22 protein-coding genes are annotated in these 21,194 nt (G+C 37.6%); all 22 read right to left on the bottom strand.

The genetic code is table 11. The features are described from left to right. Positions 1-261: a YggT family protein gene (locus WBG45_RS14225; RefSeq protein WP_024535069.1), complete on the bottom strand. Its 261-nt coding sequence runs from the start codon at positions 259-261 to the stop codon at positions 1-3. A gap of 20 nt (positions 262-281) precedes the next feature. Next, positions 282-743, bottom strand: a complete 462-nt coding sequence (locus tag WBG45_RS14220; protein ID WP_424415577.1) for a cell division protein SepF — start codon at positions 741-743, stop codon at positions 282-284. Beyond that, the gene (locus WBG45_RS14215) at positions 740-1,429 is read right to left on the bottom strand and encodes a YggS family pyridoxal phosphate-dependent enzyme (protein ID WP_424415576.1); all 690 of its coding nucleotides are present in this window, start codon (positions 1,427-1,429) and stop codon (positions 740-742) included. Before WBG45_RS14215 ends, WBG45_RS14220 begins: the two co-directional genes overlap by 4 nt. A 74-nt stretch (positions 1,430-1,503) precedes the next feature. Beyond that, a complete protein-coding gene (locus WBG45_RS14210) occupies positions 1,504-1,752 on the bottom strand; it encodes a YlmC/YmxH family sporulation protein (RefSeq protein ID WP_024535072.1) in 249 nt (82 codons plus the stop codon). A gap of 81 nt (positions 1,753-1,833) precedes the next feature. Then, positions 1,834-2,622 (bottom strand): RNA polymerase sporulation sigma factor SigG, encoded by a 789-nt coding sequence (gene sigG, locus WBG45_RS14205; protein WP_024535073.1) that lies wholly within the window; start codon positions 2,620-2,622, stop codon positions 1,834-1,836. A gap of 95 nt (positions 2,623-2,717) precedes the next feature. Further along, positions 2,718-3,425, bottom strand: a complete 708-nt coding sequence (gene sigE / locus WBG45_RS14200; RefSeq protein WP_024535074.1) for an RNA polymerase sporulation sigma factor SigE — start codon at positions 3,423-3,425, stop codon at positions 2,718-2,720. A gap of 17 nt (positions 3,426-3,442) precedes the next feature. Then, entirely contained in the window at positions 3,443-4,273 is an 831-nt protein-coding gene (locus WBG45_RS14195) for a sigma-E processing peptidase SpoIIGA (RefSeq protein ID WP_424415573.1), read from the bottom strand. A 140-nt stretch (positions 4,274-4,413) separates the two neighbouring features. Further along, a complete protein-coding gene (gene ftsZ, locus WBG45_RS14190; RefSeq protein WP_424415571.1) occupies positions 4,414-5,595 on the bottom strand; it encodes a cell division protein FtsZ in 1,182 nt (393 codons plus the stop codon). Between the two features lie 40 nt (positions 5,596-5,635). Further along, positions 5,636-6,928 (bottom strand): cell division protein FtsA, encoded by a 1,293-nt coding sequence (gene ftsA, locus WBG45_RS14185; RefSeq protein ID WP_424415569.1) that lies wholly within the window; start codon positions 6,926-6,928, stop codon positions 5,636-5,638. Positions 6,929-7,038: 110 nt separating this feature from the next. Next, positions 7,039-7,395: a small basic family protein gene (locus WBG45_RS14180; RefSeq protein WP_024535078.1), complete on the bottom strand. Its 357-nt coding sequence runs from the start codon at positions 7,393-7,395 to the stop codon at positions 7,039-7,041. Positions 7,396-7,398: 3 nt separating this feature from the next. Then, entirely contained in the window at positions 7,399-8,118 is a 720-nt protein-coding gene (locus WBG45_RS14175) for a DUF881 domain-containing protein (protein WP_424415567.1), read from the bottom strand. Between the two features lie 283 nt (positions 8,119-8,401). Continuing rightward, entirely contained in the window at positions 8,402-9,118 is a 717-nt protein-coding gene (locus WBG45_RS14170; RefSeq protein ID WP_424415565.1) for a DUF881 domain-containing protein, read from the bottom strand. After that, positions 9,099-9,890 carry a cell division protein FtsQ/DivIB gene (locus tag WBG45_RS14165; RefSeq protein ID WP_424415563.1) on the bottom strand — a complete coding sequence of 264 codons (792 nt, stop codon included), beginning with the start codon at positions 9,888-9,890 and terminating at the stop codon, positions 9,099-9,101. The genes WBG45_RS14170 and WBG45_RS14165 overlap by 20 nt, the downstream gene beginning before the upstream one ends. Positions 9,891-9,914: 24 nt before the next feature. Continuing rightward, positions 9,915-10,997 carry a putative lipid II flippase FtsW gene (ftsW, locus tag WBG45_RS14160; RefSeq protein ID WP_424415561.1) on the bottom strand — a complete coding sequence of 361 codons (1,083 nt, stop codon included), beginning with the start codon at positions 10,995-10,997 and terminating at the stop codon, positions 9,915-9,917. Between the two features lie 20 nt (positions 10,998-11,017). Continuing rightward, complete coding sequence (gene murD / locus WBG45_RS14155; RefSeq protein WP_424415559.1) at positions 11,018-12,370, bottom strand: UDP-N-acetylmuramoyl-L-alanine--D-glutamate ligase; 1,353 nt, start codon at positions 12,368-12,370, stop codon at positions 11,018-11,020. Beyond that, positions 12,370-13,341 (bottom strand): phospho-N-acetylmuramoyl-pentapeptide-transferase, encoded by a 972-nt coding sequence (gene mraY, locus WBG45_RS14150; protein WP_424415557.1) that lies wholly within the window; start codon positions 13,339-13,341, stop codon positions 12,370-12,372. Before mraY ends, murD begins: the two co-directional genes overlap by 1 nt. A gap of 42 nt (positions 13,342-13,383) precedes the next feature. Next, positions 13,384-15,303 (bottom strand): penicillin-binding transpeptidase domain-containing protein, encoded by a 1,920-nt coding sequence (locus WBG45_RS14145; protein ID WP_424415555.1) that lies wholly within the window; start codon positions 15,301-15,303, stop codon positions 13,384-13,386. 57 nt (positions 15,304-15,360) lie between these two features. After that, positions 15,361-17,529, bottom strand: coding sequence for a penicillin-binding transpeptidase domain-containing protein (locus WBG45_RS14140; RefSeq protein WP_424415999.1), 2,169 nt, complete (start codon positions 17,527-17,529; stop codon positions 15,361-15,363). Positions 17,530-17,564: 35 nt separating this feature from the next. After that, positions 17,565-17,933, bottom strand: coding sequence for a cell division protein FtsL (gene ftsL, locus WBG45_RS14135; RefSeq protein ID WP_424415553.1), 369 nt, complete (start codon positions 17,931-17,933; stop codon positions 17,565-17,567). Beyond that, entirely contained in the window at positions 17,934-18,884 is a 951-nt protein-coding gene (rsmH, locus tag WBG45_RS14130) for a 16S rRNA (cytosine(1402)-N(4))-methyltransferase RsmH (protein ID WP_424415551.1), read from the bottom strand. Between the two features lie 85 nt (positions 18,885-18,969). Further along, positions 18,970-19,401 (bottom strand): division/cell wall cluster transcriptional repressor MraZ, encoded by a 432-nt coding sequence (gene mraZ, locus WBG45_RS14125; protein WP_024535089.1) that lies wholly within the window; start codon positions 19,399-19,401, stop codon positions 18,970-18,972. A 176-nt stretch (positions 19,402-19,577) separates the two neighbouring features. Beyond that, entirely contained in the window at positions 19,578-21,194 is a 1,617-nt protein-coding gene (gene bshC / locus WBG45_RS14120) for a bacillithiol biosynthesis cysteine-adding enzyme BshC (protein ID WP_424415549.1), read from the bottom strand.

Raw genomic sequence — 21,194 nt, 5'->3', positions numbered from 1 at the left:
TTAAAAATAGCTTGCTAAAGATTCCAGTCCAGACCCTGCTAATCTTAATACTAAAATAGCAACAATTGGGGACACATCAATCATGCCAAATGGAGGGATGAACTTTCTAAACGGTTCTAAATACGGCTCACAAATCTTTTCTAAAAAGCGACCGATAGTTGTTTCTCTTGTACTAGGTACCCATGACATAAAAATATAGACAATGAGCAATATTGAATAAAACCCTAAAACTTGTTGTAGAATATCAATTACTAAATCCATAAGAACTAATTACACCTCAATTATTGTATGTCGTCATAAAAGTAGTCCGAAATTGCTCCGTCTACTTCAACCGTATCAGGTGCACACAAGAAAATATCGGTGCCAATACGCTGTATATCTCCGCCTAAAGCATACACGGTACCGCTTAAAAAATCTACAATGCGAATCCCTTGATCTTTATCAATTCGTTGTAAGTTCACAACGACTGCTCGCTTGTTTTTTAAATGCTCAGAAATATCTTGTGCTTCTGCATATACACGTGGTTCAACTAAAATTACTTTAGAAGACTTCTGCAAGTTTTGAAGACTTACAATATTTGAAGATGGATGAGCTTCGATTTGCACATTTCTTCTTTCCTTTGATGTCTTCCTGACTGTCGGCTGAGGCATTGGTTGTGATTCGTTTCTTCGTTCATTGGTTCTTGGTGCTTCATCTTCTTCTTCTAGGTAAAAAAAGTTTTTGAATTTATTCTTCATACTCATGTAAGATCCTCACTTTCGATTCCGACTAGTGCTGTACCAATTCGCACATATGTTGCGCCTTCTTCTACTGCGATTTCAAAGTCATTTGACATTCCCATTGATAATTCAGTACATGGTGCATGTGGATAATGATTGCTGGCAATTCTTATTTGCATTTCTTTTAAAACTTTGAAAACTGAACGAATCACTTCGTCGTTTGAAGTGTTCGGTGCCATCGTCATTAAACCAATTACTCGAATTCTACTATGTGCATGTAAAGATTCAATAAACGTTTGAACATTTTTCAATTCAATTCCATGTTTCGCTTCTTCTTCAGCGACATTCACTTGAACAAAACAATCAATTGCATGTTCAGCTCTTTTTTGGATTTCATCTGCCAAACTTAATCGATCAAGCGAATGCAATACCTGGATCTTGTTAATGACCTGTTTCACTTTTCTAGTTTGCAGTGAGCCAATATAGTGCCAGACTGCGGGATTTTTAATGACCTCTTGTTTATTTAATAACCCTTCTGGCCTATTTTCACCAAGATGATTAAGACCAGCTATTAAAGCTTCCTCAGTACGCTCAATTGAAACAGACTTAGTAACTGCTACAATATGTACATCGGAAGTAGAACGATTGACACGACTACATGCTTGATTAATTTGTTGTTGTATTTGTTGAAGATTACGTTCAATTTGCATTTTGAGAGTTCCTACCTTTTTAGGTATCGATGTTATCTCTATATTGTACCAATCAAACCTCTAATATTCAATGTTTATCCATGTTCTACGCCCTTCGACTGTACGATGACAACATCTTTCCCAATTACCTTAATATCGCATAAACGAATCATCACTGTTGGGCGATTGCCTGAAAACAATTCCAACATTTTTTTTGGCTCTGCTAAGAAAAAAGATTCTATCATACCGGTCTCTTTTGATATTTGCGCATCATTAACAAAACCGAGCATTTTCCCATCACTTGCTTCGATGAATTCTTTTTGTTGGATGTCAGTAAATTTCAACGGTCATACCCCCTTTATTTAGTTTATGTTATATTCACGAAAAAATAGCTTTTATTCCGGAAAAGGAATAAAAGCTTTTTCTCATTGTGAATCAAAATTGTATTCGTCTTTGATGACACGAATCGCATGCTTTTCAAGTCTAGAAATTTGAGCTTGAGATATTCCTAATTCTTTAGCGATTTCAGTTTGAGTTTGCCCATAATAATATCGCTTTGCTAAAATGCGTTGTTCTCGAATATCCAACTTACTAATACTTTCTTTCATAAAAATATAAGTCGACCATGAATCTTCTGATACTTGTTCATCTCGTAATTGGTCGAGCATGAACACAGGATCTCCTCCGTCATGATAAATCGGTTCTTGTAACGAAATTGGGTCTTGAATGGCATCTAAAGCAAATAATATATCCTCATGTGGAATCTCAATTATTTCTGCCAGCTGCTGAATGGTTGGTTCATGCAAATGTTCAGTAATATATTGTTCTTTTGCTTTCATCGACTTATAGGCAATATCACGTAACGATCTCGATACACGTACCGGATGATGGTCACGCAAATGTCTTCTTATTTCTCCAATTATCATAGGCACTGCATACGTGGAAAATCTCACGTTGTGTTTTAAATCAAAGTTCTCAATAGATTTTATTAAACCAATACACCCTACTTGAAATAAATCATCTGCTTGTTCTCCTCGATAGGCGAATCGCTGAACTAAACTTAGGACTAGTCGTAAGTTTCCCATTACCAGCTCATCTTTTGCAAATTCGTCACCACTTTGTAAACGTATAAACGTTTTTGTCATCACTTCGTTTGATAAAACAGGTAGCTTCGACGTATCTACACCACATAATTCGACTTTTGTACGTACCATCGCTTTTTCCTCCGAACTGTTCTACACTGTGATATCTTTCAGTGTGTCCGCCTCGAAGGAAACTATTCGTTTTGTGATGACTCCAAATTCATCCATTAACTAGTTGGTTGATTTAATTCCTCTCGTAAATCATGTATGATTTTCTTTTCTAAACGGGAAATATAAGATTGAGAAATACCTAACATATCTGCTACTTCTTTCTGAGTCATTTCTTCTTGGCCATTTAGTCCAAAGCGGCATTCCATAATGTATTTTTCCCGCTTATCCAATAAATCGATTGCTGAAAACATAAATTGTCGTTCTATTTTTTTCTCTACATCTTCCGCAATAATATCGTCATCCGTTCCTAAAATATCTGAAAGTAATAGCTCATTGCCATCAGCGTCTGAATTTAAAGGTTCGTCAAAAGAAACTTCAGATTTCAACCTGCTAGTTTTTCGAAGATGCATTAAAATTTCATTTTCAATACAACGAGAAGCATAAGTAGCTAGTTTAATTTTTTTCTCTGTGTTGAAAGTTTCGATTGCTTTTATTAAACCGATCGAGCCGATACTGATTAAATCTTCAATATGCGATCCAGTATTTTCAAAACGTCTTGCAATATAGACGACCAATCTTAAATTACGTTCTATTAATGTATCCCGGGCTGTTAAATCACCATTCATAAATGCTTCAATCGTTCTAGCTTCTTCTTCACGATTCATTGGATGAGGTAATGATTCACTTCCACCAATATAGTATGTTCCTTTGCTGCGCCATCTACTCCAAAGTCCAATTAGTCTGTACCAAATTCTGATTAACATAGCATTCGCCCTCCCATTTAGCTGAATAGTGTTGAAGCATGCAAAATTACATCTGATTGCCGTGGAAAATGTTTACTATTTTTTGTTAAGACCACGTAACATGGTGCAAGTGATTTTTCTTTCGTTGTTTTTAATAGAATGTGGTCAACTTTAATGCCAATGGCCCATGTGGACTGATCCTGAACAGTTTGAAGACGTATTAAACGCAATTGAGATCGAAATAACAAAGGAATTTCTTGGAATTTTTCTGTGGAATCTCCCTCAAATGCATGTAAATGATGCCATAAATCTAAAGGAATGAATGATTTCATTTTTTCTGCTGAAATAAAATGTACGGGATTACCTGACAATGGTTCAACGCAAAGGTTGCCTGTGTCTGAATAAGAGGTGAGTTGGAATTCTTGGTTAAATAAGCGAATGGTTACTTGACCCATATATGAATCTTTAATGGCAGTCAAATTAATTCGGAACCAATTTTTTCTAATGCCGGATAAACTAAATATTAATGCACTACCCGTCACGACAAGCATTACATACCAACTGGCATTTGCTAATAAGGGCTGAATGACAGTTAATAACCCACCAGCAAACAAAGCAGCTATTAATGTGTTTCCTGCAGCTAGGAGCCAATTTGATCGATTTAGTCCAAATGCAGTTGTCATCATAAACACAAAAGTAGCGACGACCGACAGGAAACCCCCACCAAATAACACGATACTAACTCCACCAAGAAATGCACTTAACCATAAACGCCAAGACTTTTGGTGAAAGGAACCCATTTTGTTTGAAAAAGAAAGCAATGAAAAGTTGATGAGGGTATTAATCGAAATCAAAACTTCAGCATACATTTTCTCACCTCCTACAAATACGGTATCACTTGTCCACCGCAAAACCTGTCATTTCTTGTTAATTTCACAAAAAAATCTACGACAAAAAAGCCCATCTCAAGTAGCAATTACGCTACAAGAAATGGGCTTTTCAATTTTTATTAATTACGTTTTTGACGGTTGCGTAAGAACGTAGGAATGTCTAAAGTATCTTCATGTTGTGAAGTTTGTTGTTCTCTTCTTGGCGCTTCTTGTTGATAAGAAGGAGCTTCTTCACGTCTTGATTCTCTTGATTCACGAAGAGGTTGTTGCTGTTGTTGTGGCGGAGCCGCTTGTTGAGAACGACTAGCACCAAATCCACCGCTTCTAGTAACACGGTTTGTATTTTGATCTTCACTGAAACCAGTAGCAATTACTGTTACGATAATTTCATCTTTCAGATTATCGTTAATAACTGAACCGAAAATCATGTTAACATCTTCATCAGATGCAGATGCAACAATGTCTGCAGCTTCTTGAACTTCAAATAAACTCAAGTTCGATCCACCAGTGATATTCATTAAGACCCCTTTTGCACCGTCGATTGACGTTTCAAGAAGTGGGCTTGAAATTGCTTTCTTCGCAGCTTCAGCAGCACGGTTCTCACCTGAAGAAATACCGATTCCCATTAGGGCAGAACCTTTGTTAGACATGATTGTTTTCACGTCAGCAAAGTCTAAGTTAATTAGTCCAGGTACAGCAATCAAATCCGAAATACCTTGTACACCTTGACGAAGAACATTATCCGCTTCGCGGAATGCTTCTAACATCGGCGTGTTTTTATCAACGATTTCAAGCAATCGGTCATTTGGAATGACAATTAGTGTATCAACCGCTTCTTTCATCGAACCGATACCGCCAATCGCTTGTGTTTGACGTTTACGGCCTTCGAATGTGAATGGACGAGTAACAACACCTACAGTTAACGCGCCAATCTCACGAGCGATTTGAGCGATTACAGGTGCAGCACCAGTTCCAGTTCCTCCACCCATACCTGCAGTGACGAATACCATATCTGCTCCACGTAATGCTTCTTCGATTTGTTCTTTACTTTCTTCAGCTGCTTTTTTACCAACTTCAGGGTTTGCTCCAGCTCCAAGTCCCCGAGTTAATTTAGCACCTATTTGTAATTTCACTTCTGATTTAGATAAATTTAATGCTTGTGCATCTGTATTTACTGCAATAAATTCTACACCTTTAACACCGTGTTCAATCATACGGTTTACAGCGTTATTTCCGCCACCACCGACACCAATGACTTTAATAACAGCAAGTTGGTCTAAGCTTGTATCAAACTCTAACATCGCATTTCCTCCTTAAATCGCAAATTGTCTTTTTCTTGTCTTATTCGAAAAATTTATCGAGGAACTTACGTGCTTTCCCCATTACACTTTCTTTGTCTTCTTCTTTTACATGATTCGTGTGTTTTTGTTTTTTAGGTGCTGGTGAGCTATGCTCGGGTTTCTTAGATTGACCTAGAGCACTATTACCACCAAGACGGTTATAGAATTGATCTTCCATATGAGCGTAACGTATTAAGCCTACCGCTGTCGCGTATCCTGGCTCACGTACGCCAATATACTCAGGTGTATATAGTCGTACACGAGTTTGCAAAATATGGCGAGCTAATTGTGTAAGCCCTTCTAATTTTGCTACCCCTCCTGTAATAACCACTCCACCAGGTAAATCTTGAAGACCCATACGATAAAATTCTTCTAAGACTAATTCAAATAATTCTTCTAAACGGACACCAATAATTTCAGATATGTATCTCTGACTATATTGTTCTTTCATATCTGCACCAATCACAGGTACTTCAAACAATTCATCATCAGATGCGTCATCATAGAAAGCATGTCCATATTGATGTTTAATTTTTTCAGCTTGCTCAGTTGGTGTTTTTAAGACGATAGACAAATCTTTAGTCAAATGGTCTCCACCAACAGGAAGAACGGATGAATGTGTTAAATGTCCGTCTTGGAAAATAGCAATCGTAGTAGAACCTCCACCTATATCAATGAATGCGGTTCCGTGATTTTTTTCATCTTCTGATAATGCGAAATATCCAGCTGCAAGTGGTTGCAAATAAATTTCTCTAATTTGAAGACCTGCACGTTCTACACAACGTAATACATTATGTAAAATTGTTTTAGATGTCGTCAACATCGTGCCATCCATTTCTAAACGAATACCAATCATGCCCCTTGGATCTTTAATTTCATCTAAATGATCCACGATAAATTGTTTTGGCACTAAATTCACTAATTCTCGTTCAGGTGGAATAGACATAACTTGTGCTGATTCTATTACACGATCTAAATCGTCATCGGTAATTTCACGATTTTCACTATTTACTGCCACTACGCCTTTTACATGATGCAACATGGCTTGGTTAGCAGGTATACCTAATACAACTTCGTTTATAGACATTCCGATCATTCGTTCAGCCTGTTCAATTGCTTTTTTTATAGATTGCACAGTCGCATCAATATCAACGATTGCGCCTTTTCGTATTCCATTCGACTTAACATTGCCTACACCAATGACATTTAAACTACCATTTGTCATTTCTCCGATAAGTACCTTAATCGATGATGAACCAATATCAAGAGAAACATATAATTCTGTCTGATTCAATCCGTGGCACCTCCTTCAACAACTCTTTACTGTCCATTCTATTGCATTCTATCAAGCTTGTCTAAGTAAAACGTTAAAAGTTGTCAATTTTCCTTCTATTCGACTGTTTTTTAGTCAATAGTCCCTTTTCTGTCAGTCCATTTAGTTAATAAGATTCGTCTAATCACTGCTATGTTTTGGAAAAGACGAACTCCAAATGCGAAAATCGCAGCTAAATACAAGTCAACTCCCAGGTGAACTCCAAGAAAAGCTAATCCCGCAGCTAAGGCAATATTGAAGAAAAATCCTGATACAAACACTTTATCATCATAAATTTGTTGTAATTGAGCTCGTATTCCACCAAATAATGTATCGAGTGCTGCAAGTACTGCTATAGATAGATAGTTTTCATACACCGAAGGGATTTGAATATCAGTTAATAAACCCAAAGATATTCCTAAGATTAATCCGAGTAATGGCAACCACATAAGTTAATCTCCTTTAGATGTATTTTTCAAATAAGTATTTTTAATAGCTTGGTCGAATGCTGGTATCCCTATTTGATCTTGAGGTTCGCCTATGGTTAAGGTTAAATTATCAATAAAAAAATCATCAGCTATCATCGAAGATTTTAAATGATTGTAAAGTTTGTCTGCATCTTCAATCGACTCAGTACCAATTCGAACCTTAAATGGTGGCGTACGCACTGTTAAACTATTGACTGTCGTTTGACCATTAATATCCCGAATTGGAGAAGAATGAATGATTCGTTTGCCATCTATTGATACATCATGGCCATTAAAGCGATTGATTTCATTTAATAAATGAACAAGTAAATCGGGCGAGATACTTGTTACTTCTTGTCCAAGTGCTTGTCCTTCTAAAGATGGCTCAATGGTAAGTTCTAATCCTGGTCCATTGACTTCTGTTAAGCCTGCTTTAGTTCGTAACGTTGCCAGAGTTTCATTTAACGCTTGAGCTGGACTTTCGGATTGTATATTCTCATATTTTGTAATGGTTTGATTGACATCACGAATATTTGAAAGTAGTTCAGAGTGCAACTCTTTCTCAAAAGATAGCTCTTGTCTAATTTCCCACATATCTCGAGTGTCTCGTGATTCAGGTTTTTGAACAGTGTTGTATTGGACCGCAATCATAAAACCGACAATCAATAAAATAATAGTGAAGCGGACATAAACACCTTGTTTCATAGAACCGCTCCTTCCTTTCAAGTACAAATATTCTTAAGGAAAAGCCTGTCCGATTTTTCAGGCTTATCGTGGTCGGACTAAATTGGGCTTGTCCGTTTTTTAGTGTCTAGCTCCGCTGGCCAGTCCGCACCTAAGCTTGGTCCCACAGGATGTGGGTCATGAAGGCGTCGCGACATGGACGTCGCGAACTTAGCCTTCCTTCCTTAACACGGCGAAAGCTGGCTTTCGAATCGGTCCTTCCACCGTCGGAGTCGGACTAGAGTGGCCAGCTACGCTTTTCTTGTTACAATGCTGGCATTTCAATTTTTGATTTTTCTTCAATCGTTACCACGATATTATCGTTTACTAGTTGGTCAAGTACTCCACCGGTCAGTTGAAGTGATGGCAACAATACTGAGGGGTCGCCAATTGCTTCGATTATGAATGGTGCTGGAAATTGCTCTCCATCAATCGTAATGACGGGACCATTACATTTTATATAAGAATTGGCATGCAATCGTTGGCCATTTATGGTAATCGCTTCAGAACCAGAGATTTTCAATTCATTAAGCACTTGGAACACATGACTTTCGTGAACAATGTAATCATTTGGATTAACGGATGTAGGGTTATATTCTGCATCTTCGAGTTGCACTTTGACACCTTTACCTGTTGCAGGAAGGATACCTAATAATAGTCGCAGATCTTCAGCTTCTCGAATTAAACTATCATATTGTTCTTCACTACCAGACAAGGACTTTTCAATTTCCCGCACTTGCTGCTGTTTTGTTTCTAACTCAGTAGCCAATTCTTTATTGCGTTCTTTTTGAAGGATGAGGTCTTCTCGATATTGTTCTTCTTGCTCAAAATATTTGCTACTTACAGGTTCTCCACTTAGCTTTTTGCTGCTTGATAAGCTATACGAATAAGCTAAAATAAATCCCAAAACTAAACATACTAGTGAAAAAATGATTCGTTTATTCACAACTGCACGAGAAGGTTTACTCTGGAGTTTCTTCATCTTCCTCCACCTCCTTTGGTTGAGGGTTATACATATCTAAATAAGTTTGAAAAAACGAACCCACCTCTATATCAATAACACCTTTTTCGGTATCCCCTATTTCAGCAATTATTGACGGATAATAGTTCATTTTCTTAGCAAACGATGGGATAACTGCTCTTACTTCATAGCCATCATTCATAAATAGTCTAATTCGATATGGATCTGCCTTTGAAGGTACTGATTCAATTTGCGAGATCATGGAAAGGACTTGTCCGTTTAATTTAGCAAGTTCCTTTACCATACGGCTTCTAATTTTAGGGTTATCAAAACCGCTAAGCAATGGGGCATCTACGGGAGACAAATTTTTTTCAGATTGAAATACTTCCCCATTTTCAAGAACGACGTCAAACCCTGTTTCGGATTGGAGATACGCCGCTTTTTGCCATTCTTCTACTTGAATTTCGACAGAAGTTAAACCGCTTCGTTTGACTGTGACATTATGAATCCAATCATTTTTTTTCAATTGGACTTCAGCATCGCTTGTCCTAATTTCCCACATAGATTGTCCTTTTTGTAAACCGCTTTGTTCAATATATTGGTCACTAGTCGTTAAATTAGCACCTTTAACAACGATCTTTTGTACTTGACTATACGGAGATTGAAAATAGAGGAGACCAAATAAAGTTAAAAGAAAAATAACGAGCAATAACGTGAACTTTCGATTTGTTCTCTTTTTCCGGCGCTCTCGCAGCGTAGGTATTCTATCTTCGATGTCGATAATTTTATCCACGTTATTCACTCCTTTCTTACTCTATTAATCTTTTGAAAAACGAAGAATGAGACCTACAATAAGCCATGTTGATAATAGCGATGAGCCTCCATAACTGATAAACGGTAAAGTTACGCCAGTTACCGGAAATAACCCAATGACTACACCAATGTTTAAAAAGATTTGAAATCCTATCATGGACTGGAGTCCGGCAATAGCATAAAAACCCACTTTTGTTGGAGCTGCAATTGCTAAACGATAGCCTGTAAATAAGAAAACCAAGAACAGACTTATTAGAATTACTGCACCAAAGAAGCCCATTTCTTCAACAATTATAGAGAAGATAAAATCATTTTGGGGTTCTGGTAAATACAAAAACTTTTGTCTACTTTGGCCAAAGCCATGTCCAAACAAACCTGAGGGGCCAATCGCTAGGAGAGATTGAATACCTTGAAATCCGCTATTTAAAGCATCTTCCCATGGATCAAGGAATGCAGAAATCCTCTTTAATCGATAGGGAGCAGAGGCAATTAAGCCAACTAGTGCAACAACCCCTATAGAACCTAAGCCCACAAAAAAACGGATGGGGAAGCCAGCAATAAATAAAAGAGAAAATCCACCAACTATTAATAAAAAAGCTGATCCAAAGTCAGGTTGTACTAAAATAATTCCAGCTGGGACTAAACAAATTAATAAAGGACCAACATACTTCCTTTTTTTATCATTCATTCTTTTCGCTAAGATACAAGCCAAAAATCCCATTACTGATATTTTTACGAATTCTGCTGGCTGCAAACTAAATCCAGCAATTTGTATCCAACTTTGGGAACCATTTCGGACAATGCCAAGTCCAGGTATGTAAACTGCAAACAGCATAAGTATTGACGCAATATAAGCGCCAAACCAAAATTTCTGAAGATGGATAAAAGGTAGTTTATAAATCACCCAAGCACTTAACATACCTAAAGTGCCGTACATAATTTGCTTCCAAAAAAATGGGAGACTATCTTCATAGTGTACTTTTCCCCAGTAAGAACCGGCAGAATAAACAAAACAATAACCAATCACAGTGATTAGTAAACTTGTAAAAAGAAAAATATGCGTCGGTTTTTTAAGCAGTGTTGGCATCCCTTCATCTGGTAATCGTCTTACTTAATTTGAAATACAGCTTCGATAAAATCATCGCCACGCAGCTCAAAGTTTGCGTATTGATCCCAACTCGCACAGGCAGGTGAAAGCAAAATAATATCTTCTGGTTCTGACAATTCAGTTGCTACTTTAACTGCTTGTTGAATGTTTTCTACTTTTTCTATATTTTTCACTCCACATGATGCTGCAAAGTCCATAAGACGATCACTAGTTTGACCAAATGCAACCACCGCTTTTACGTGATTCATATCTTCCCGTAATTCTTCAAATGAATGTCCTCGCTCTAAACCACCTGCCAGTAATATTACCGGTTGGTCGAAAGCAGCAAGAGCACTTCTTGTAGCTAATGTGTTGGTCGCTTTAGAGTCATTGTAGAATTTACGTTTCTTCCATTCACGTAAAAATTGCGTGCGATGTTTTACTCCTGTAAAGGACGTCAAGACATGTTGTATAGTTTCCTTAGGGCAATCCATTAAGATAGCCGTTGCAACGGCACATAATATATTTTCAAGATTATGCTCACCTGGTAAAGCAATCAATTTTCTTTCCAGATAAGGCTCACCTTTCCAATATATATACTCTGCATCTCCACTTATTCCATTTTCTCGGCGGCCTTTAGTTGAGAATGGAATCAGTTTTGCTTTTGACAAGCCCGCGTATTTTACAACTTCTGGTTGATCGGCATTATAAATAAAAACATCTTCATTTGTTTGATTTTTGGTTACTCCAAATTTGGCATCCCCATATTCTTCAAATGATCCATGATAGTCTAAATGAGCTTCGTATAAATTTGTTAGAATCGCAATTCTTGGTTGGAATGCATTTATACCCATCAATTGGAAGGATGAAAGTTCAGTAACAATCACTTGATCCTCTCTCGCTTCCTCAGCTACTTTACAAGCAACTGTTCCAATATTCCCGGCTATTAAAGGATTTTGACCACCTTGATTTAGCATGTGGAATAGCAAAGTCGTTGTCGTAGTTTTCCCGTTTGATCCTGTGATACCTATAAAAGGAGCTTCACTAATCAAATAGGCTAATTCTATTTCAGTCCATACTGGAATTCCTCTTCTTACTGCGTCACTAACAATCGGATTGTGGTACGGTATACCAGGATTTTTAACCACATATTCAAAACCTTCGTCGAGTAAATCTTCCGGGTGTCGTCCACAAATAACCGTGATTCCTTTAGTTAATAAACTTTGTGCATCTGGACTCTCTTCAAAAGGTTTTGAATCATTTACTGTAACGAATGCGCCCAATTTATGAAGAATTTCCGCTGCAGCTACTCCACTCTTTGCAAGGCCTAATACGAGAACTTTTTTTGCTTTGAATTCTGTTATATGTTTCATTACAATACCTCCAGCATTACAACAATAAAGGCTGCAAGGAATGCGGTTGACCAAAAGACCACTACCACTTTCCATTCAGACCAACCAGATAGTTCAAAATGATGATGAAGAGGACTCATTTTGAAAATCCGTTTTCCAGTTGTTTTAAAACTAATTACTTGAAGAATAACTGATAAAGTTTCTGCTACAAAAATTACACCTACGATTAGGAGTAATAGCTCTTGTTTAACTAGGATGGATACCATGGCAAGCGCACCACCCAATGCCAACGAACCAGTGTCACCCATAAATAATTTTGCAGGGTTTGCATTGAAAATCAAAAACCCAAGAAGGGCTCCTGTCACGGCAAAAGCAAAAATAGCGATATCTAATTGTTGATAAACTAATGCTAAAACACCGAATGTTGTAAAAGCAATTGATGCCGTACCTGAAACAAGTCCATCTAAACCATCTGTTAAATTCACAGCATTGGAAAACCCAACGAGCCAAAAAATCATGAACCCTACATATGCAATTCCAAGATCTACTGACCAGTCAGTAAATGGAACACTTACAGTTGTTTCGAAAGGTCCTTGATTAAGTAGGAAAAAGGAAGCAACAGCAATAATGATTTGACCGATTATTTTTTGTAATGATGTCAATCCTAAATTTCTTTTCAGTACAACTTTAATAAAATCATCTAAAAATCCAATTATGCCAAAACCAACAAAAACTAAAACCAACACAATCGTTTGTGTTGTCAGCATTTCTAAATAAAATGCCACGGCTATTGTGGTGAACGCTATCGAGACAATAAATACAAGACCACCCATTGTAGGTGTTCCTGCTTTTTTCATGTGGGATTGTGGACCTTCTTCACGAATACTTTGGCCAAACTTCATCCGTTTTAATAGCGGAATGAAAATAGGTGTTAAAAGAACGGTAAGTAGAAATCCGATTCCTACGATCATTAATGTTGTTGCGAGTGTCATATGTATTCTCCTTCGGATAAACGATGGTTGTCGTTATTACTATTATTCACCTAAGTATAAATGAATCGTACCATCAACAGACAGTAAACTTTCTGCTTGTGGAAGCTGGGATATTATTTTTGTTCCTGTCCCGTGCCATTCAATTTTAAATGGTTCATCTACCATCATAATTTTATTTTTTTCTTGCCCAACTAAATCAGGAACTCTTCGCTCTATACTATCTCCCCATCTATACTCTTTTTGGATTTGATCTTTATTGTAATTGAATCCAATAAAAGGTGCGCTATCTTCAATAATTTCCCCTACGATTGGTGCAGCAATAACTCCGCCGAACTGTAAAACATGTTTCGGATTGTCAATCGCTACATAAACGACGATTTCAGGATCGTTAGCAGGTGCAAAACCAATAAACGATACAATATACTGCCCTTCAACGTAACGCCCATTAACAGCCTTCTGTGCAGTCCCTGTTTTTCCGCCAATTCTCATTGTATCACGAAAAGCATTTCGTCCTGAACCCATTGCCACTACTGATTCTAATGATTCACGAACTTGTTTTGATGTCTCTTCGGATACTACCTGTCGCACTTTCGTTGGTTCATTTTCTGTTATTACCTCGTTGGTTTCTTCATTGTAAATTCGTTTCACCACATAAGGTTGAAACAACGTTCCGCCATTCACAGCGGCAGAAACCGCTTGAACTTGTTGAATGGGTGTAACCGATATACCCTGGCCGAATGATGTTGTCGCATGTTCAACTGGTCCATAGTTTTCTTTAGAGAACAAAATACCTGTGGACTCTCCAGCAATGGATGATCCTGTTTTTTGCCCAAATCCGAAATCACGTATGTATTTCGACAGTTTTTCACGTCCAACACGTTGACCTAGTTCAATAAAACCTGGATTACATGAGTTTTCAACGACTTCTAAAAATGATTGGTGTTTATGTCCTTCTCTTTTCCAACATCGTAATCTTGCACCTTCGACTATCGCATAACCAGGGTCATAAAATGATTCATGCTCCAAATCCACTTTTCCTTCTTCTAGCGCAGCGGCAAGAGTAATAATTTTAAAGGTTGAGCCTGGCTCAAATGTCATAGACACAGGCAAGTTCTGATTATAAACGCTCGGGCTAACTTTGTCATATTCCAATGGATGGAAAGTCGGAAAAGAAGCTAGAGATAAGATCTCACCAGTTTTAGGATTCATCGCAATTCCCATTGCTTGATCAGCATCATATTTTTCCATAGCCTGGGAAAGTGTCCGCTCCATAATCTCGTGAACATCAAGATCAATGGTTAATTCTACCGTCGCTCCATCTTTTCCTTTACCCCATCCGTCATTTACATGAGGAAGTGAATTTCCTTTAGCATCTGTAAATAAGCGTAAAGTTGATTGTGTTGACGTTAAATATTCATTGTATTGGAACTCAATACCAGCTAATCCTTGATGGTCATACCCAGTAAATCCAAGAAGACGGGACAATAACTCATCGTGCGGGTAATCTCGAACATAATCAACACCTGTATACAAACCTGGGATTTGTAATGATTGAATTTCAAGGGCTGTGCCAAGTTCAATATTTTTACCTTCAGGAGCCAATTTAATTAAAAATGTTTTTTTACTCATTTGTTCTTCGAGTTTTTTTTCATCTGTATTTAGAATTTTGCTAAGTTTGGCCGCGGCACTTTTAACATCATCGCTTTGAGCTGGCATAAAATAAAGGGTAGGGGCTAGTTTGCTACCTACAATTAATTCTCCATCTCGATCTCGAATATTACCTCTAGTTTGAGAAAAAGGGATTTCCCGATCCCAATTCTCTTCTGCTTTTAGCGTAAGCCATTCGTATTGAAAAAACTGCATCACAACTAGTTTCCCTACAGACGCAACACTTAAACAAAAAAAGATGAGCAGCATTGTTCGAACTCTGATTTTCAATTGATGAGGCACTCCTGCCTTCATAAAACCACACCTTGTTTTTTAACAAGATATGACTAAAATGGAGTGCCTATTCAACATTTAATCTTGAGGGAGCTTTTCTTCTCCCTCTTTTTCTTTTTCTTTCTTGGCTTTTTTATTTGTTTCTTCAGGAGTTTCTAGCTTAATTACGATTGGTGCCTGTTCGTTTGTTACAGTCCCCTTGGAAACACTTTGACTAACAGCATAGCCATTACCAACGACTTCAATGTTTAATCCAGATAACATTTGGTAGACCAAAACATGTCGTTTTGACCAATTTGTAAAATCAGGAATAGTTATTGGTCCAGACGTTTTCAACATTACTAAACTACCTGGTAGTATTTCAGTACCAGCTGCAGGAAATTGTTCAGTGATTTTCCCTTTTTCCGTATTACCGATAATAACTGGATTCAACTTTTGTTTAATCATTTGACTTTCAGCTGCTGCAACCTCTTTGTCTTTTGCGTCAGGAAGCGTAACTGCAGGAGTAGATTTCATTTCTTCAGGTTTAATGTTCATGTACTTCAAACTATTTTCTGTAACCGATTTAAATATTTCAGAGACTGGCATGGATCCTACTTCAGTCGCTTCTAATTTTGGTTTTGACACCGCCACATAAACAACTAATTGAGGATCTTCCACTGGGGCCATTCCAAGGAATGAGTACAAGTAATTTTCATAACCTGCTAAATATTTACCATCCTCATTTGGAATCTGGGCAGTTCCCGTTTTTCCTGCCACTGTATAATCAGTTAGTGCGAATCGTTGAGCAGTTCCTTTTTCGTCAGTTACTGTGGAGGCCAACAATTCTCTCATTTTCTTTGCTGTGTCCGCAGAAATTGGTTTTCCTGCTTTTTCAGGTTTAGAATCGTGCATAACTTCTTTTGTTAATGGATTCACAATCTTTTCAATTACATATGGTTTCATCATGACGCCGTCATTTGCAATAGCCGTTTCAGCTTGAATAAGCTGCATTGGAGTTACCGTAGAACCTTGTCCAAATGTTGATACCAAGCGGTCAAGTGGCCACTTACTAATAATTTTCCCACTTGCTTCATTCGGAAGGTCAATCCCAGTTTTTTGGCCAAATCCAAATTTATCAAGGTATTCAAGAAATGCTGTATCGCCTAATCTTTCAAGTAAATAAGCCATGGCAACGTTAGAAGATCGTTGGAATCCCTCTAAATACGTAATACTTCCCCATCCTTTTAAGTTATGATCTCGGATAGTCGTGTCAAGTAACGTGTATTTACCTGACTGATACCAGGCATTCGGATCCCATTTTTTCTCTTCCATTGCAGCTGCCACCGTAAATGTTTTCATGGTGGAACCTGGTTCAATCGTATTTTCAATCGTTTCATTCAACCAATTTGTCGTAAGACCTTCTCGCGTCTCCGGATCAAATGATGGGCGTTGACTCATTGCCAGGATTTTTCCTGTTTTCGGATCTGCCACCATTGCCACCATACTTGATGGTGAATATTCTTTTTCGACTCTTGTCATCGCATCCTCTAGAAAGTTTTGTACGGTTTTATCTAGTGTTAAGTGAATTTGATTCCCATCTTCAGCAGGTGTCACCATTTCTTCTGAGTTTGGTAACAAGTAACCCCACAAATCACCGTCATATTGAACTTTCCCGTTTTTTCCGGTCAGTTGTTTATTATAAATTGACTCAAGACCCATTTTCCCAACAGTTTGAAACGTTCCATCGGGTTGTTCTTCTTTTACAGCGAAGCCAATTAGATGCGAAGAAAATGTTCCTCCTGGATAAAAACGTTTCAAATCTCTCACAAAAACAAGGCCTGGTAATTTTTGTTCTTTTATCTTTGTCATGACATCATGACTGATGTCTCGTCCTGCTGATCCAAATTCCACTTGATAAACGTCTTCTTTTGATAGGCGTTCTATTAATTTTTCTTTGGATAAAGGGATATATTGTGCAAGAATACTCGCAGTCTTTTCCACATCATTTACATGCTTTGGATTTTTTGCATTTTCTGTCGCTTTTGGACTCAGGATCGCAACTAATCGATAGCTTAATGTATCTTCTGCGATGACTTCCCCATTTCTGTCTAAAATTTCTCCGCGACTTGCATTGATAATTTGTTCTCTTTCATACTTTGCAGCAGCTTTAGCCGCAAGTGCTTGTCCATCTGCTTCTCCCGTGACTTGGATAAAAATCATCCGTGACAACAATAGAAAAAAGAGCCCTCCGTAGAACAAAAACATCAGAAAGGCTCCCCATTGAAATCGAAATTTCTTTTTCATTGTCCCGTTACAACCTTCACATTTTTCTCGTTCAGCTTCAATCCTAATGCTTTTGCTTTTTCCCAAACACGGTCATATTTTGAGAGTTCGCTTACTTGAATGGACAAATCTGTATTTTGTTTTTTTGTTTCATCAATTTGTTGTTCAACTAATTGAATGTCTTGAGATGCGGCATATATACTAGCTTGTGTTTGTAGGATCATCACACTAAATAATGCAACGACAGATACGAAGAGAGCAATTAATACCTTTTCACCTTTTGTAAGGATTTTACGGTTTGGTTTGATTGTCGGGTTGACTGCAGGCTGTGGATTAACGACAGGCTGCTTTATGTAAGTTGTTTGTGTTCTAGCGTGCATTGCCATTTAGACACGTCCCTCATCTTTTATTTTTTCTGCAATTCTAAGTTTGGCTGATCTAGATCGATTATTATTCAATAATTCTTCTTCACTTGGCAAAATCGGCTTCCGTGTAATTAATTTTAAATGCGGCTCCATACCTTCTGGAATAACAGGTAAGTTTGGTGGTAGTTCAGGATAAGATGCTGCTTCTTTAAATATTGTTTTGGTTATTCGATCTTCTAATGAGTGGAACGTAATTACACTAATTCGCCCATTTACAGCTAGTAGCTCTATGGCATCTTGTAGTGATTCTTCCGCTGCTCCTAGTTCATCATTTACTGCAATTCGAATGGCTTGGAATACTCGTTTTGCAGGATGACCACCTTTTCTTCTAGCCGGTGCTGGAATACCATCTTTTATGAGTTCAACCAGCTGACCCGTAGTTTCAATAGGTGCATGTTTTCTAGCTTCTTCGATTTTGCGTGCGATTTGCTTAGAAAACTTTTCTTCTCCATAACGATAGAAAATGCGAACTAAATCATTAAATTCCCAGTCGTTTACAACATCGTAAGCTGACAGGGAAGCCGTCATATCCATTCTCATATCTAATGGGGCATCGTGATTATAACTAAAACCTCGTTCTGGCGTATCCAGTTGTGGAGAAGATACTCCTAAGTCATAAAGAATACCATCAACCCTATCTAGTCCTAGTTCTTGTAATTTTTCTTTAATGTCCCGGAAGTTAGCATGGACAAACGTTATTTTATGAAGATGGTCCGCTAAGCGGATTTTCGCATTTTCAATAGCAGTAGTGTCTTGATCAAAACATATCAACTTCCCTTGATCATTTAATTGTTGAACTAAATACTCACTGTGTCCTGCACCACCTAAGGTACAGTCAACATATATGCCATCTGGACGAATGTTCAATCCGTCAACGGTTTCATGAAGTAATACTGTTGTATGGTTGAACAACTGAATCGTCCTCCTCTTTCAAATTCGATCATGCTTTTCTTTTCCAGCGCTGGTGTCGAGCTATAGTTAGCTTCTAAGCTTTTCGTTATATATCAAAGCCAATCATATTTTCTGCCAAGTCGTTAAATGAGTCCTCAGATTCTTCAAAATAAGATGTCCAAGAATCTTTTGCCCAAATTTCAATTCTGTTTGATACGCCAAGTACGATACATTCCTTTTCCACTCTTGCATGAGATAACAATGTACTTGGAATGTTTATACGTCCTTGTTTGTCAATTTCAACTTCGGTCGCTCCTGAAAAGAAGAATCGTGTAAATGCACGAGCATCTTTCTTTGTGACAGGTAGAGCTTTTAATTTTTCTTCGAGTTTTCGCCATTCATTCATAGGATAGCCGAATAAGCAGTTATCAAGACCTCGTGTGATCACAAAAGTCTCATCTAGGTGCTCGCGAAATTTTGCCGGAATAATAAGACGGCCCTTCGCATCAACACTATGTTGATATTCTCCCATGAACATGCTACTCACCCCACTTATTGTCATTAATGTACCACATCCCCCCACTTTCCTCCACCAGTTTCTAAAAAAAAATTACGAAACACCGAAAAATGTGATAATAGTACTTGTTGAAACAGTTTGAAATCCTTTTCCCCCATAGAAAAAAGCCGTCTCAAAAAAAGAGAAGGCTTTACGAATTAAAAAGTTAGGATTATATGTTTGCCATTAAATTCGAATGGTTGTGATAATAGTTCGTCAATTAATGTTGGACCTACTTCGTTTAAAAATAATAAAGGACTGAACCATCTTTCTTGTAATGTGTACTCAGGAAATAATGTTCCTTCAATATGATTAAACTTTCGAATTTTCACATCATGTCGTAATAAATTAGTATCTTCTATTTTTCGACTCAAGTATGTGAACTGTTTCTTGTGGAGTTCTAAATTCTTCTTCGTGAGAAGACTGAACGCCGGTCCTGCATTAGATAAATGATTTTCTAATTTTTCATATTGTTCGATTAAAGTTTGTTCAATTTCTAGTATCATTTCTTCTGCGTCATTATCTTTAATAACGTTAATGAAAGCTTGTTTATGAGACTGTAGCTCCCCATCGAAAACACTTTTAACTTGTAAATCTAATTCGTCTAAATATTGATTAGACTTTTTATCCACCATGGTTATGGACAATCTTGGAACCATGACTGGAAGTTCCATATCAAAATGTTCGAACATTGTTTTAAATGCAGCCCAGTATGCCAGTTCACCTGGTCCACCGATAAACGCTAAGACAGGGAACACCATTTCTTGCATTAAAGGACGAGTAACCACGTTATTACTTAAGCGTTCAGGTTGGTTAATCGCAATATCAATCAATTGTTGTTTAGAGAAACGAAGTCCCGCGGTTTCATTTACGAATTCTCCATTGTTATCTCTCAATAAAAAGCGTTCTCCGTCTTCAACAATAAACAAATTTGAACTATCTTTAGTAGCCTGTATTGGAAGACCATAACCCGCTTGTTCAAATACTCTCTCTTGTTCAACTACTAGTGACGCAATTTCTTGAGATTGCTCAATCATCTTGACGAAATAAGGAGATTCATACTTTCTAAGTGGTTGATAGGCAGCATCAATTAATAACAAACCTTCATTTGAGAAGAAGTCATTCATCATCACTGCAAAGAAATCAGTGTATGAAGTAACATCCTTCGTCATATTTAGGCATTTATGAAGCAATTCTTTCGTATAGATTGTTTCATTAAATTGTTTAAATATGCCGCGAATGAACGTCTGTAATTTTTCAGCTTCTACCTCTGTTTCAGAGGCCATTTGTTTCCGATTCGGACGATCATTGTACGTATGTTTTTGTAATCTCCCGAAATTCGGTGTATAGGTTGAATTGATTTCATCTAAGTCATGATCTTCTCCGGCAATCCAAAAAACTGGAACGACCGGAACTCCTAGAGCTTGTCGTTGTTGTTTAGCTAATAAAATGATTGATAGTGCTTTATGTACGGAATAAAGTGGTCCTGTGAGTAAACCAGCTTGCTGACCCCCAATAACTACTAAGGCGTCTTTTTCCAACTCAGCTAAATGTTTATCAACTGCATCATTGTGCTGGAATTTCATCATATATTCACGGACAACACTCGTCAGTTGCTGTCTGTTTACTTGATGAGATTTCAATGATAAAGCACGATGCTCATACGAAGTTGGATTCGGTAAATAATGAAAATACGTTAATAGTTCTTTCTTTTGAGCATGAAAATCTGCTAGGAAGGAACTGCTATTTGGTTGATCAATTTGGTCAAATTTCAT

This window comes from Paenisporosarcina sp. (assembly GCF_049671445.1).
Lineage (GTDB): Bacteria > Bacillota > Bacilli > Bacillales_A > Planococcaceae > Paenisporosarcina.
The sequence above is the reverse complement of the archived record's forward strand: the minus strand, read 5'-3'. Positions and strand labels throughout refer to the sequence as shown.